Source organism: Hydrogenovibrio halophilus DSM 15072 (genome assembly GCF_000384235.1).
Taxonomy (GTDB): Bacteria; Pseudomonadota; Gammaproteobacteria; order Thiomicrospirales; family Thiomicrospiraceae; genus Hydrogenovibrio; species Hydrogenovibrio halophilus.
The window spans coordinates 1,604,227-1,617,659 of the sequence record NZ_KB913033.1 but is presented as its reverse complement, the minus strand read 5'-3'; the positions used below and the strand labels follow the sequence as shown (position 1 = coordinate 1,617,659).

The window sequence follows — 13,433 nt, the reverse complement described above, 5'->3', positions numbered from 1 at the left end:
CAGAGAAACGCAAGGTCAAACACGGGCAAACACCAGGGAGGCATTGGTGCCGCCAAACCCGAGTGAATTCGACAAAGCATAACGAACCTTGACATCGCGCGCCGTATGCGGCACAAAATCCAGATCACAGCCTTCGGCCGGTTGATCCAGATTGATGGTCGGCGGGACCACTTGCTGCTGCATGATTTTGGCGGTAAAGACCGCTTCCATGGCTCCGGCCGCGCCCAGCGAATGCCCGGTCATGGACTTGGTGGAACTGACCAGGGTGTCGTAGGCCGCCGACCCCAGAGCGGTTTTGATCGCCTGGGCTTCGCAGACATCGCCTGCCGGAGTCGAGGTGCCGTGGGCATTGATGTAGTCCACCTGATCCGGGTTCAGACCGGCGTTTTTCAATGCCTGCTTGAGACAGCGGGCTCCGCCCTCGCCCCCTTCGGCGGGTTTGGTCATGTGGTAAGCGTCGCCGCTCATGCCGAACCCAATCACCTCGCAGTAAATGGTCGCACCACGCGCCTTCGCCAGATCGTAATCCTCCAAGACCACCGCACCGGCACCGTCACTGAGCACAAAGCCATCTCGACCCTGATCCCAGGGACGGGAAGCGGCCTGTGGATCGTCATTGCGGGTCGACAGAGCCTTGGCGGCCGCAAACCCGGCCACACCCAATGGCGTGGTCGCATGCTCGGCCCCACCGGCCACCATCACATCGGCATCGCCGTGCAATATCATCCGATAGGCATCGCCAATGCTGTGGGTACCGCTGGCACAGGCCGTGCCAATCGCCATGTTCGGCCCCTTCAGGCCGTGCATGATCGATAGATTACCGGAAATCATATTGATGATCGATCCCGGCACAAAAAACGGAGACACCCGTCTGGGCCCCTTTTCCTGAAGGGTCTGATGCTGGGTTTCAATGGTTTGAATGCCGCCGATGCCGGAACCGATGGAAACCCCCACCCGTTCGGCGTTGGCCTCGGTGACCTCAAGTCCCGAATCCAACAACGCCTGGGAACCGGCGATGATGCCATAATGGATAAACGGATCCATTTTTCTGGCCTCTTTGGGCGACAGCCAGTCGTTCAGCGCCAGGTTTTTGATCTGGCCGCCGAAACGCACCGAAAAGGCGTCGGTATCGAACCCCTGCAAGGGGGCAATGCCAGACTCACCCGCAAGCAGTGCCTGCCAGGTTGTGTCTACCGAATTGCCCAGAGGTGTCACACACCCCACCCCCGTAATAACCACTCGTTTTGTTTTCATACATGTCTCGATCAGAAGCTGCGCGGCCTTTTCCGGCCCCGGCCAAAAACAAAAAAAGCCGTGAGATCACGGCTTTTTCAGCAATTCAGAAACGTCGGTTGGACCGATTATTCCAGATTGTTTTCAACGTAAGCAGTGGCCTGGGCCAAAGTCGCGATTTTCTCGGCTTCTTCGTCCGGAATTTCGCAGTCGAATTCTTCTTCCAGTGCCATTACCAGTTCCACTGTGTCCAGTGAATCGGCACCCAAATCATCAATAAAAGACGCATCAGGTGTGACCTGATCTTCTTCCACACCCAATTGCTCTACCACAATTTTTTTGACGCGTTCTTCGATACTGCTCATGGAACAATCTCCAATTTCGTTAACAAATAAAAAACAGGTTTTTTGCCAAAAGACAGGGCCACCCAGATCAATGTAAAATTTCGCCCATTTTCGCCCTATTCAGACGAATTTTCAAGCCATTTTTACACCATTACCATCCCACCGTTGACATTCAGGGTCTGACCGGTGATGTACTGCCCACCTTCAGAGGCCAAAAACGTCACAGCCCGGGCGATGTCTTCCGGCGCACCCAGCCGTTTGAGTGGAATCTGATCCAGCAAGGCTTCGCGCTGAGCATCCGGCAATGCCTGGGTCATGTCGGTGTCAATGAAGCCCGGCGCCACCGTGTTCACCGTCACGTTTTTGGTGCCGACTTCACGAGCCAGGGATTTGGTAAACCCGATCATACCGGCTTTGGCGGCCGCATAATTGGTCTGACCGGCATTGCCCATCACCCCCACCACGGAGGCAATGTTGATGATGGCACCGGATTTGGCTTTCATCATGCCGCGCAAGCAGGCTTTGGAGACCCGATACACCGACGTCAGATTGGTGTCGAGGATGTCGTCCCATTGCTCGTCTTTCATGCGCATCAACAAACTGTCTCGGGTAATGCCGGCATTGTTCACCACAATGGTGGGCGCGCCATGCGACTGACCGATCTGGGCGATCACCTCGGACACCTGGTCCGAGTCGGTCACATTCAGACACATCCCTTCGCCTTTGACGCCGGCCGCCTGCAGATAATCCGTGATCGCCTGAGCCCCTTTTTCGGAGGTGGCTGTGCCGATGACTATGGCACCTTGCCTGGCCAGATCCAGAGCAATGGCCTGACCGATTCCACGACTGGCACCGGTGACCAGGGCAATTTTTCCCGCTAACATCATAGTGTTCCTCAGAGTGTTTCCAATGCTTTGCTAAGTGTAGCCGAATCATAAACGGCTTGCATCCCCATTTTCCGGTCGATGCGACGGTTCAATCCCATCAATACCTTGCCCGGTCCCAGCTCATACAACTGGCTCACGCCCTGGGCTTTCAGGTATTCGATCGTTCTGACCCACTGAACCGGGCGGTAGAGTTGTTCCACCAGTGCCGACTTGATCGCATCCGGGTCGGCAAACGTCTGTACCGACGCATTGTGGACCACGGGTACCGTTGGCGTCTGCAGAGACATGCCCGCCAGCTTTTCCGCCAGCGCTTCGGCGGCCGGTTTCATCAACACACAATGGGATGGCACACTGACCGGCAACGGCACCACACGCTTGGCACCCGCCGCTTCAAACGCTGGCAAAGCCTGATCCACCGCGGTTTTTTCGCCCGCAATGACCACCTGGCCCGGCGCATTGAAATTCACCGCTTCCAGCACGCCGTCCGCCTCGGCACACAGCGCTGTGATCTGTTCGTCTTCCAGCCCCAGCACGGCGGCCATGGCGCCGGTCCCGGCCGGGACCGCGTCCTGCATCAGACGCCCGCGGGCTTCCACCAACTCGACGCCCTGCGCCAGCGACAAGGCACCAGATGCGACCAGCGCCGTATACTCACCCAGAGAATGGCCGGCCATATAGGCCGGACTGGGCGAAGTGGCTTCGACCAGTGCCCGGTAGACGGCCACGCCAGCCGTCAGCATGGCGGGCTGCGTCACTTCGGTTTGATTGAGTCTGGCCTCCGGGCCTTCCTGGGTCAGCGCCCAGAGATCGTAGCCCAACGTTTCAGAGGCTTGGTCGAACGTTTGGCCGATCACGGGGGCCGTTTCCGCCAGTTCGGCCAGCATGCCGACTGATTGAGAGCCCTGACCGGGAAAGACAAAAGCATAAGACATGATCAAATTCCTTTTTTCATCGATGGGTCTGTTCCGACTGACCTCGAGCTAGAAACGCAACAGCGCCGCGCCCCAGGTAAACCCGCCACCAAAGGCTTCCAGCAAAATCAACTCGCCTTTCTGAATGCGCCCGTCTCGCACGGCTTCATTCAGAGCCAGTGGAATCGACGCACTGGAGGTATTGGCATGACGATCCACGGTCACCACTGTCTGATCGGGCGACAGTTTCAATTTGCGTGCGGTGGCATTGATGATGCGCAGATTGGCCTGGTGTGGTACCAGCCAGTCCAACTGATCGGGTGAAATCCGGTTGTCACTGAGAATGTCGGCGGCAATCTGACTGAGCGTATTGACGGCCACCTTAAACACTTCATTGCCTTTCATACACATGGTGCGCTCCGCCACATCGTCTGTGGCAGGCAGTCTGGATGGCCCGGAGGGCACGTGCAGAAGGGTTTCATACTGGCCGTCGGCGTGAATGCGGGTTGAGAGAATGCCCGGGGACTCACTGGCCTGAAGCACCACCGCTCCGGCCCCGTCACCAAACAGCACACAGGTATTGCGATCTTCCCAGTTGGTGATCCGCGACAGTGTTTCCGCTCCCACGACCAGCACAGTTTTGGCCATGCCGGTTTTGATAAACTGGTCGGCCACGCTCAAAGCATAGACAAAGCCAGTGCAGACCGCTTGCAGATCAAAGGCCGGTGCGCCGTGGTTGCCCAGGCGAGCCTGAAGCAATGTGGCCGTACTGGGAAAGATTTTGTCCGGCGTGGTGGTGGCCACCAGTATCAGATCCAACTCCTGGGGCGTCACGCCTGCCGCGTCCATCGCCTGACGTGAGGCGACCTCGGCCAGATCACACGTGGTTTCACCGTCTGCGGCAATGCGCCGCTGTTCAATGCCGGTGCGCTCACGAATCCAGGCATCCGAGGTGTCGACCACGGCCTCAAGCTCGGCATTGGTCATAATGCGCTCGGGCAGGTAACCGCCCGTGCCGGTAATTCGACTGTAAGGTGCGTCTGTCATGAAACCTTCTTTGGTCACTGTGTTGCCGACTCAGGTCGGCAGAATGTATTCAGGCGTCTTGGTCGCTGGTCGCGCCCAGCAGGTGGTGCACTTCTTCCGCGATCAGATCGGGCACGTTTTTCTGCACTTCCAGACGGGCCTCGGCAATGGCGTGATAAAACGAAAACACGTCCGCACCACCGTGGCTTTTGATGACGATTTTGCGCAAACCGAGGAAGGACGCACCGTTGTATTGACGCGGATCGACTTTTGCCTTGAACGCTTTCAACACCGGCCAGGCCACCAGACCGGCCAGACGGGTCAGCCAGTTTTTATTGAATGCCTCACGCAGGTAAAACGCAATCATTTTGGCCACGCCTTCGCTGGATTTGAGGGCCACATTGCCATCAAAGCCGTCGCAAGAAACCACATCGACGTTGCCCTGGTATATTTCATCGCCTTCGACGTATCCGATGTAATTGATCTGGGTGCGCTTCAGAATTTCATTGGCATCTTTGATCCGCTGATGCCCTTTGATTTCTTCTTCGCCAATATTGAGCAGCCCCACTTTGGGTTTGGGGTTATTGTCCACAGCTCTGGCCAACACCGAGCCCATTACCGCAAACTGAGCCAGACTGTTGCCATCGGCATTGATGTTGGCCCCCAGATCCAGCACATGCACATGCCCGGTCATGCTGGGCATGGAGGTGCAAATCGCCGGTCGGTCCACACCGGGCAGGGTTTTGAGCACAAACTTGGACACCGCCATCAAGGCCCCGGTGTTGCCGGCACTGACACAGGCCTGAGCCTGGTCGTCCTTGACCAGATTCAGGGCCAGCCGCATGGACGACTGTTTTTTCTGACGCAAGGCCTTGGAAGGCAGGTCGTCCATGGTCACAACCTGTTCGGCCGGTTCGATGCTCAAGCGTTCAGGGTCATAATCTGTCCCTGCCAGGGCTTGCTCAATCTCATCCGGGCGACCGACCAGAACGATCGAAATGTCATCAAATGCTTTCAGCGCTTTGAGCGCGGCCGGCACTGTAACCGCTAGGCCGTAATCGCCACCCATCGCATCAATTGCAATTCGCATACTCAAAACAAGGATCCTGTTCCATTAAATCGGAAAAAAGAAAAGCGCGCTCAGCACAAAAAACGCCTGCAAAAGTGCAGGCGTGAGAGCAGGGTTCCTGAACAATTACTTGTCCTGAATCACCTTTTTGCCTTTGTAATAACCGTCGGCGGTGACATGATGACGACGGTGCAGTTCACCAGTGGTTTCGTCCACAGTGATGGCGGCTGGCGTCAACGCATCGTGAGAACGACGCATACCACGACGGGAAGGGGTTTTTCTACTTTTCTGAACAGCCATAATCAATCTCCTGAATTCAGTGGTGGCAAATTCATGACCCTCTCGGGTCATCGTGACAACCAGGCCTGGTCAAAAACCAGTCTGGCGGTTTAGTGATTCTTCGGTTTCAATGTTTCGGTTTCAGTGTTTTCAGGGCCGCAAACGGGTTGGTTTCCCCATCGCTGTCTGCTTGCTGCTGCGCCAGATCCCATTCCGGCACGGCCGGTTCGTAGTCCGGCAACGAGGCCGCCGGGTCCATCGGCGACAACGGCACCTGCAACAGCAATTCGTCTTCGATCAGCGCACTCAGAGACACTTTTTCAGCAGGCAGCTCAAACACCGCCATGTCTTCCGGCAAATCGTCGGCCAACGCCAGACTTTCGACGTACGCGCCCGACAGCTCAACGTCCACGGGGTAGCCAAAGGGCTGTAATGACCGCTGACACGTCAACCGCAAACAGGTTTGCAAATGCAGATCAAACGCATACGCCGCCAGACCCGGATAAGGGTAAAATTTGATTGAAACTTTGACCCATTCATCGGCCTGAACCAATTGATCCGTCAATCGTGGGTAACACGTCTGTTTGACTTGGGCCGCATACGCTTTATGATGTTGCGCGCAATAAACCGGATCAATCAACTCGGGTAGCTTTTCTGACATAGCGGGGCATAATAACCGCAAACCCCGACAATGTCAAAAACAAATCCGACCGACGAAAACCAGTGAAAACAAGAGGCTAGCATGACTCACACCCACTATTCGCAAGGCCCGGAACGGCCTCAACTGATTCTGGCCTCCGGCTCACCTTATCGACGGGAGTGCTTGCAAAAACTGCGCCTGCCTTTTACCTGCCAAAGCCCGGACATCGATGAAACCCCACAGACCGACGAATCGGTCGAAGCCATGACCCGACGCCTGGCCACACAAAAGGCTGAGGCCATCGCTCTGAGCCACCCTCAGACCTGGGTCATCGGCTCCGATCAAAGCGCCAGCTTTCAGGGTACCCCCCTGGGCAAACCGCACACCTACGATCGGGCACTGGAACAGTTGCGCCACTTCAGCGGGCAAACGGTCACGTTTTTCACCGCCCTGACCCTGATCACACCTCAGGGCCGCTGGGAAGGACTGGACCAGACTCAGGTCCGGTTTCGCCATCTGGATGATCGCAGTCTGCGTGCCTATCTGTTATCGGAAGAACCTTATGACTGTGCCGGCAGCTTCAAATCGGAGGGATTGGGCATTACCCTGTTTGAATCGATTCAGACCAGCGACCCGAACGCCCTGATCGGCCTGCCGCTGATCCAGCTGACCGGCTTTTTGAGAGAGGCCGGACTCGCCCTGCCGCTTGATCCGGACTAAAGCTTGGTCACAGACCAAAAACGATCAAGCGTGCACTCGGAGACGGTCTTTTAACCAGGCCTGCAAGGATGGCAAATCATCATGATGGGCCACCGGCTCATAGGCCAGCAACCTTTCCAGTTCATGCACGCCATGACTCATGGCGATCCGATCCATCCCCAGTGCATGCGCCATCTGCATGTCAAACTCGGTGTCTCCCACCATCACCGCCTCATCCGGCGACAACGCGTATTTTTCCAGAATTTGCTCCAGCATCATCGGATCGGGCTTCGACGCCGATTCCACCGGGGTACGGGTCCAGTCAAAATGCCGCCCCAGGCCGGTTTCTGCCAGCACCTGATCCAACCCCCGACGACTTTTCCCGGTGGCAATCACGGTTTTCGCTCCCTGCTGACGAATCCCGGAAAGCAACGGTTCCAACCCATCAAACGGCAACATCGGCACATCCGATTCGTTCAGAAAACATTCGGTATAGCCGTGGGAAATCGCATCAATCCCGGCCTGATCCGCTTGCGGGTACAGTGTCTGGACCGCATTGGCCAGACTCAAGCCAATGATCTGCTTGCTTTCCTCGGCCGGCAACACTGGGAAGCCGGCCCGCTCGGCCGCCACCTGAATCGCGTGCACAATCCGAGCCTCGGAATTCATCAGCGTGCCGTCCCAGTCAAAAATCACACATTGATACTGTTTCAATGTTCACCTCGCATTCGCACCAACAACGCGGAAAAATCGTCATGCAATGGCGCTTCCAATTCGCACCACTGCCCGGTCACCGGATGGGTAAACCCCAATCGTCGTGCATGCAGCGCCAAGCGCTTCATACCCTGTTTTCGAAAACGCTGATTCACGGCCTGATCACCGTACTTCTCATCGCCCACCACCGGTGCCCCGCTTGCCTGGGCGTGTACGCGGATCTGATGGGTACGACCGGTGCGGAGCGTCACTTCAACCAAATCCGCATCTTCAAACGTTTCCAGACACCGGAAATCACTGACCGAAGGCTTGCCCTCGGCCGACACCTTGACCAGTCGCTCACCCGATTGCAGCGTGTTTTTCAACAACGGCAAATCCACGCGCGACACCGATTTCGGCCAGTGTGGCGCCACCAACGCCCAATACTGTTTCAGCAATTGATCTTCTCGTATCTGCGCATGCAGCGCTTTCAGCACGGAAGCTTTTTTGGCCACCAGCAGACAGCCGGACGTGTCACGGTCCAGCCGGTGCGCAAGCTCCATACGCTTGGCATAGGGTCGCAGGCGACGCAGCACTTCCACCACGCCCCAGCTCAGTCCGCTGCCGCCATGCACAGCCACCCCGGAAGGTTTGTTGAGCACCAGCAGATCGGCGTCCTCATACACAATGCTGCGTTCGATCCGGTCCAGCTGAGCCTGGGCAATCACAGCCGCCTCCGGCGAATCCGGCTGACGGATCGGCGGCACCCGCACCACCTCACCGGCCTGCAGCTTGCGATGCGGCTTGACCCGGCCTTTGTCCACCCGCACCTCGCCTTTGCGAATCACGCGGTAAATCAGGGTCTTGGGCACCTTGCGGTAACAGCGCATCAGAAAATTGTCCAGGCGCTGACCGGCGTCGTCGGCACTGACTTCGATCCAGCGAACCTGGGTGCCGGAACCAGGCTGGGGCACTTTGTCGGATGTGGTTGTTTTTGCATTCATTGCGCGCATTTTACTGAAATCGCAACGCCAATGTGGACCAATCAACGAATTTCAATTGCATGGTCGCAAACAGCGTGCTATATTGATACAGCTCTAAGAAAGAACATTTATCTCATCTTGTCAGGCATTCTGACAGGGTGGAACGCATGAATTTTAACCCTGGCCGAATGACCAGTGGAAGAGAATAAACACCCCGCAGCGCAACGGCCCGAAAGGCGATGAACATAAGACGCTGGCGGCGTGGTACGAGACCTCACCGACCCTGGTGAAACAAATAAATTAGATTACCGCCCTATAGACTGACGCGAACATCTGATTGGCTAAGAGCTTGGACTGCACAAAAACACCAAGCTCGACAAAAACATTACAGTCACAACCACTCGAAGCGGTGCCCAACGTCTTTGCCTGCAAAACAGGGAAGCCGAACTGAATCGATTTCAGTTCGAACGGATGAATCACACGAACGCACACACCGTCTGACTGTCTTAAAGACGCCTTCTCGCCTTATTCTCTTTGACTGAGCCATCCCCGGCCCCAGAAAAACGAAAGAGAATCGCATGAAACGAATGCTGATTAATGCCATCCAATCCGAAGAGGTGCGCATCGCCCTGGTCGACGGGCAGAAACTGTACGATCTTGACGTCGAAACCCCCCATCACCAGAAGAAAAAAGCCAACATCTACAAAGGCACGGTCACCCGTATCGAACCCAGCCTGGAAGCGGCGTTTGTCGACTACGGCTCCGAGCGTCACGGCTTTTTGCCGTTCAAGGAAGTCGCCGAAGAATACTACCCGGACAAACAGGACGGACGCCTTTCGATCAAGGATGTGCTCAAAGAAGGCCAGGAAATCATTGTCCAGGTCCAAAAAGAAGAACGCGGCAACAAAGGCGCGGCCCTGACCACTCAGATCACCCTCGCCGGTCCCTACGTGGTCATGATGCCCAACAACCCCAAAGCGGGCGGCATTTCCCGTCGCATCGAAGGCGACGACCGTTCTGAAACGCGCACCGCTCTGCAGGATCTGGACATGCCCGAAGGCATGGGCATGATCATCCGCACCGCAGGAGTGGGCAAATCCACCGAAGAACTGCAATGGGGCGTCAACTACCTGGTTCAGCTCTGGGAAGCGATCAAGGAAGCGTCCACCTCAAAGCAGGCACCTTTCCTGATCCATCAGGAATCCGACATTGTCATCCTGGCCATTCGCGACTACCTGCGCCAGGACATCGGTGAAATCATCATTGACGACATGGAAACCTTTCACAAGGCACGCGATTTCATTCAGCACGTCATGCCGCACCAGGTCTACAAGGTCAAACCTTATCAGGACAAAGTGCCGCTGTTTACCCGCTTCCAAGTCGAATCCCAAATCGAAACCGCCTACAGCCGCGAAGTCATTCTGCCTTCCGGCGGCGCGATTGTGATTGACAACACCGAAGCACTGACGTCCATCGACATCAACTCCAGCCGCTCCACCAAAGGCGGCGACATCGAAGAAACGGCCTATCACACCAACCTGGAAGCCGCCTACGAAATTGCCCGTCAGCTGAGACTGCGTGACATTGGCGGTCTGGTCGTGATCGACTTCATCGACATGCACTCCAATCGCCACCAGCGCGACGTGGAAAACAAAATGCGCGAAGCGGTCAAGTCCGATCGGGCCAGAGTTCAGATCGGACGAATCTCCCGTTTCGGCCTGCTGGAAATGTCACGCCAGCGCCTACGCCCGTCCATCGAAGAATCCACGCAAATGGTCTGCCCGCGCTGCAAAGGCGTCGGCGTGATCCGCGGGGTTCAGTCGCTGGCTCTGTCCACGCTGCGCCTGCTGGAAGAAGAAGCCATGAAGGAAAACACCCGTCGGGTGATGGTGCAATTGCCGGTGGATGTGGCCACCTTCCTGCTGAATGAAAAGCGTCACCAGATCTCGCACCTCGAGGATCGCTACAAACTGCACCTGATGATCATCCCCAATGAGCATCTGGACACGCCCGATTTCCTGATCGAGCGCACCCGCCACGGCGAAGAAGTGCCCAGTGACTCCAGCTACAAAATCAAAGAGACGGTGAACAAAGACAACCCGGAGCAGCGCGCACTGCCCAAGGTGGTCAAGGAAGAACCGGCCATTAAAAACATGCAGCCCGGTACTCCGGCTCCGACCCCCAAAGCGCCGGAACAACCCAGAAAACCGGGACTGTTCAAACGCTTGTGGCAAACCCTGTTCGCCGACGACGAAGACCGGGCAGAAACCACAGACAAACCGCGCAAAACGGCTTCTGAGTCCGGTCGCCAGAATCGCAATGGCGGCAACAGAAACCCGCGCGGGCGCAATCAAAACGGCAACAATGGCCGCAAACGCTCAGAAAAGTCGGAAAAACCTGGTAAAAACGAAGGCAAGGCCAAGGACTCGGCCCCTCAGAAAAAGGCTTCGGGCAAGAAACCCACGACCGATGCCCAGGGCAAGGAAGGCAACCCGGAGTCCAGACCAAACAGCAACGGCGGCAACAAACGCCGTCGCAGCCCGCGTCAGAACAAGGAAGCCAACCAAACGCCTCAGGCGGAAAACGCCAATCAGACCAATGCGTCTGAAAAGCCGGCCTCCAAAGCCTCAACGTCTGACAAACCGGCTCCCAGAGGGGAGAAAGGCGGAGACAAAAACGATCAGAACAAACCGCCGCGTCGACGCAGCCGCTACAACAGTCGCAGCTACAACAGCCGTCGACGCAAACCGGCTGGGGCGGAAACCATGTCGATCCATGCCGTACCTCCACAGGACACGGCGGGGGTCACCGTCAACCCGGACAACGCCCCGGAGTCAACAACGGCTCAGCCGACGGCTTCCAAGCCTGCGTCAAAGCCGGCTTCAGCCAACGCAGAGACGCGTCCAAACGCCGACAACCCGGTGAAAAACGACGCCGCCCCTCAGGCTGAAACCACGTCCGAGCAGGCCACTCCGAAACCGGATCAGCGTGAACAGGCGCCGAATACGGATTCCGAGACCCATGCCAATACCGAGGCGGAACAGAAAAGCGCGGATCGTTAAACCGCGCACGTCTTCAGCCACACGCTGACGCATGAAAAAGGCCCGGCCTGAGATATTCAGACCGGGCCTTTTTTATTGAGCGTGGCTTATCATGTCGCGGTTTCCAATCATAAAATGACCAGGCCTGGTCATTTTTGCCATCGGGCCGCCAGATCCTTCAGCAGCCCTTCCGATGCCGCATCCACCAGTTCAAACACGTGATCAAAACCGTCCGGGCCACCGTAATAGGGATCTGGCACCTCGGTTTCATCAAATTCCGGGGCAAAGTCCAGAAAACGGTGAATCTTTTCCCGGTGTTCCGGCAAGGCCATGGCCAGCAAATCGTGATAATTGGCGTCATCCATGGCCAACACATAATCAAACTCGATCAGATCGCCCAGATCCACCTGACGCGCCCGCAAATCGGCCATGGGAATGCCTCGATCATGGGCGACGGCACTGGCACGCTGATCCGCCGGTTTGCCCACATGCCAGCCGCCGGTGCCGGCCGAATCAATGCGGACACGGTCTTGCCATCCGCGGTCGGCGACCTTCTTGCGAAACACGGCATGCGCCGTGGGCGAACGGCAAATATTGCCCAAACAGACAAAAATCACGGAAACGGTGTGTGACATCTTTTTTTCCTTGGAATAAGTTTGCTTTAGAATAATGAGCATATTCTAACCCGAATGTTTCATGAATTTGTGCTGAGATTGCGCCGCACATTGTTTTCACAAGGAAATTTCCGAAGAAGTACCGTATCAGGGATTACGGTCGACTGAGGAAATATTTCTTGTGGAATCAAGGGGCAAGCAAGGTCGGTGCAAATTTGTGAAATATTCGGGCTAACAAATTCGCGCAAACAAGAGGCACGAGGCCATCATTCCATCCATCCAGTCCACACAGCTGCCCCCGCAGCACCATTACGCGCCTGACTGGCTGGTGCATGACGATCCCTGGCTGCTGGTGGTCAACAAACCATCCGGGCTGCTGTCGGTACCGGGACGTCAACGTCCGGCGGAACACAGCCTGATCGGACAGGTTCAGCGACACTGGCCAAGTGCGCGCATTGTTCACCGACTGGACATGGACACCTCTGGACTAATGGTACTGGCCAGGGATGCCGACACCCATCGCCAGCTCAGCCGGGCCTTTGAGCAGCGTCATGTGGATAAAACCTACCAAGCCTGGTGTTTTGGCCGTCCCAGCCAGTCACAGGGCACACTGTGCCTGCCCCAGATCTGTGACTGGCCCAATCGGCCCCGCCAGAAAATTGACATGCGCCATGGCAAACCGACCCGGACCCAGTGGCAACTAACCACAGAGCCAACGCCCCTCTCCCCCCGCCATCAGGCGTTTCAGGTTGACCTGAACCCCATCACCGGGCGCTCGCATCAACTGCGCCTGCAAATGGCCTCTCTGGGACACCCGATACTGGGCGACAACCTCTATGCCCCGGCCATGATTCAAGGCCTCAGCACCCGACTGATGCTGCATGCCCGTTACCTGGGATTTGTCCACCCGCACAGCGGCCAGTCCATGCAGTTTGATTTGACCCTCACGGACTGGCACAAAACCTGCTTGGGTGAGCGCAATAACCATGACCGTTCTTGAAACCGACAGGGGAC

At 56.6% G+C, this 13,433-nt stretch carries 14 protein-coding genes; 3 read left to right on the top strand and 11 right to left on the bottom strand.

What is annotated here, in order from left to right; translation table 11 throughout:
* Window positions 1-15 precede the first annotated feature (15 nt).
* From fabF to A377_RS12775, 8 genes are all read right to left on the bottom strand, one after another.
* Window positions 16-1,254 carry a beta-ketoacyl-ACP synthase II gene (gene fabF, locus A377_RS0107820; RefSeq protein WP_019895716.1) on the bottom strand — a complete coding sequence of 413 codons (1,239 nt, stop codon included), beginning with the start codon at window positions 1,252-1,254 and terminating at the stop codon, window positions 16-18.
* Window positions 1,255-1,361: 107 nt separating this feature from the next.
* Window positions 1,362-1,598 (bottom strand): acyl carrier protein, encoded by a 237-nt coding sequence (acpP, locus tag A377_RS0107815; protein WP_019895715.1) that lies wholly within the window; start codon window positions 1,596-1,598, stop codon window positions 1,362-1,364.
* A gap of 122 nt (window positions 1,599-1,720) precedes the next feature.
* Window positions 1,721-2,464: a 3-oxoacyl-ACP reductase FabG gene (gene fabG / locus A377_RS0107810; RefSeq protein WP_019895714.1), complete on the bottom strand. Its 744-nt coding sequence runs from the start codon at window positions 2,462-2,464 to the stop codon at window positions 1,721-1,723.
* A gap of 8 nt (window positions 2,465-2,472) precedes the next feature.
* Complete coding sequence (gene fabD, locus A377_RS0107805; RefSeq protein ID WP_019895712.1) at window positions 2,473-3,396, bottom strand: ACP S-malonyltransferase; 924 nt, start codon at window positions 3,394-3,396, stop codon at window positions 2,473-2,475.
* 48 nt (window positions 3,397-3,444) lie between these two features.
* Window positions 3,445-4,422, bottom strand: a complete 978-nt coding sequence (locus A377_RS0107800) for a beta-ketoacyl-ACP synthase III (protein ID WP_019895711.1) — start codon at window positions 4,420-4,422, stop codon at window positions 3,445-3,447.
* 49 nt (window positions 4,423-4,471) lie between these two features.
* Window positions 4,472-5,497: a phosphate acyltransferase PlsX gene (plsX, locus tag A377_RS0107795; RefSeq protein ID WP_028485374.1), complete on the bottom strand. Its 1,026-nt coding sequence runs from the start codon at window positions 5,495-5,497 to the stop codon at window positions 4,472-4,474.
* Window positions 5,498-5,596: 99 nt separating this feature from the next.
* A complete protein-coding gene (gene rpmF, locus A377_RS0107790) occupies window positions 5,597-5,770 on the bottom strand; it encodes a 50S ribosomal protein L32 (protein ID WP_028485373.1) in 174 nt (57 codons plus the stop codon).
* 106 nt (window positions 5,771-5,876) lie between these two features.
* Complete coding sequence (locus A377_RS12775; protein WP_083919128.1) at window positions 5,877-6,410, bottom strand: YceD family protein; 534 nt, start codon at window positions 6,408-6,410, stop codon at window positions 5,877-5,879.
* Window positions 6,411-6,491: 81 nt separating this feature from the next.
* On the opposite strand from A377_RS12775, the gene A377_RS0107780 reads away from it, so the two are divergent.
* Window positions 6,492-7,109 (top strand): Maf family protein, encoded by a 618-nt coding sequence (locus A377_RS0107780; RefSeq protein ID WP_019895706.1) that lies wholly within the window; start codon window positions 6,492-6,494, stop codon window positions 7,107-7,109.
* A gap of 24 nt (window positions 7,110-7,133) precedes the next feature.
* Here the strand turns inward: A377_RS0107780 and A377_RS0107775 are convergent, their stop codons facing one another.
* Together A377_RS0107775 and rluC are read right to left on the bottom strand one after the other, a co-directional pair.
* Window positions 7,134-7,802, bottom strand: a complete 669-nt coding sequence (locus tag A377_RS0107775) for an HAD family hydrolase (RefSeq protein ID WP_019895705.1) — start codon at window positions 7,800-7,802, stop codon at window positions 7,134-7,136.
* Window positions 7,799-8,785: a 23S rRNA pseudouridine(955/2504/2580) synthase RluC gene (gene rluC, locus A377_RS0107770; protein WP_019895704.1), complete on the bottom strand. Its 987-nt coding sequence runs from the start codon at window positions 8,783-8,785 to the stop codon at window positions 7,799-7,801. The genes A377_RS0107775 and rluC overlap by 4 nt, the downstream gene beginning before the upstream one ends.
* A 557-nt stretch (window positions 8,786-9,342) precedes the next feature.
* On the opposite strand from rluC, the gene A377_RS12210 reads away from it, so the two are divergent.
* Window positions 9,343-11,826, top strand: coding sequence for an Rne/Rng family ribonuclease (locus A377_RS12210; RefSeq protein WP_019895703.1), 2,484 nt, complete (start codon window positions 9,343-9,345; stop codon window positions 11,824-11,826).
* A 128-nt stretch (window positions 11,827-11,954) separates the two neighbouring features.
* Here the strand turns inward: A377_RS12210 and A377_RS0107760 are convergent, their stop codons facing one another.
* Complete coding sequence (locus A377_RS0107760) at window positions 11,955-12,440, bottom strand: low molecular weight protein-tyrosine-phosphatase (RefSeq protein ID WP_028485371.1); 486 nt, start codon at window positions 12,438-12,440, stop codon at window positions 11,955-11,957.
* Window positions 12,441-12,747: 307 nt separating this feature from the next.
* Between A377_RS0107760 and A377_RS0107755 the strand changes: the two genes are divergently transcribed.
* The gene (locus A377_RS0107755) at window positions 12,748-13,419 is read left to right on the top strand and encodes an RluA family pseudouridine synthase (RefSeq protein ID WP_019895700.1); all 672 of its coding nucleotides are present in this window, start codon (window positions 12,748-12,750) and stop codon (window positions 13,417-13,419) included.
* Window positions 13,420-13,433: the final 14 nt, after the last annotated feature.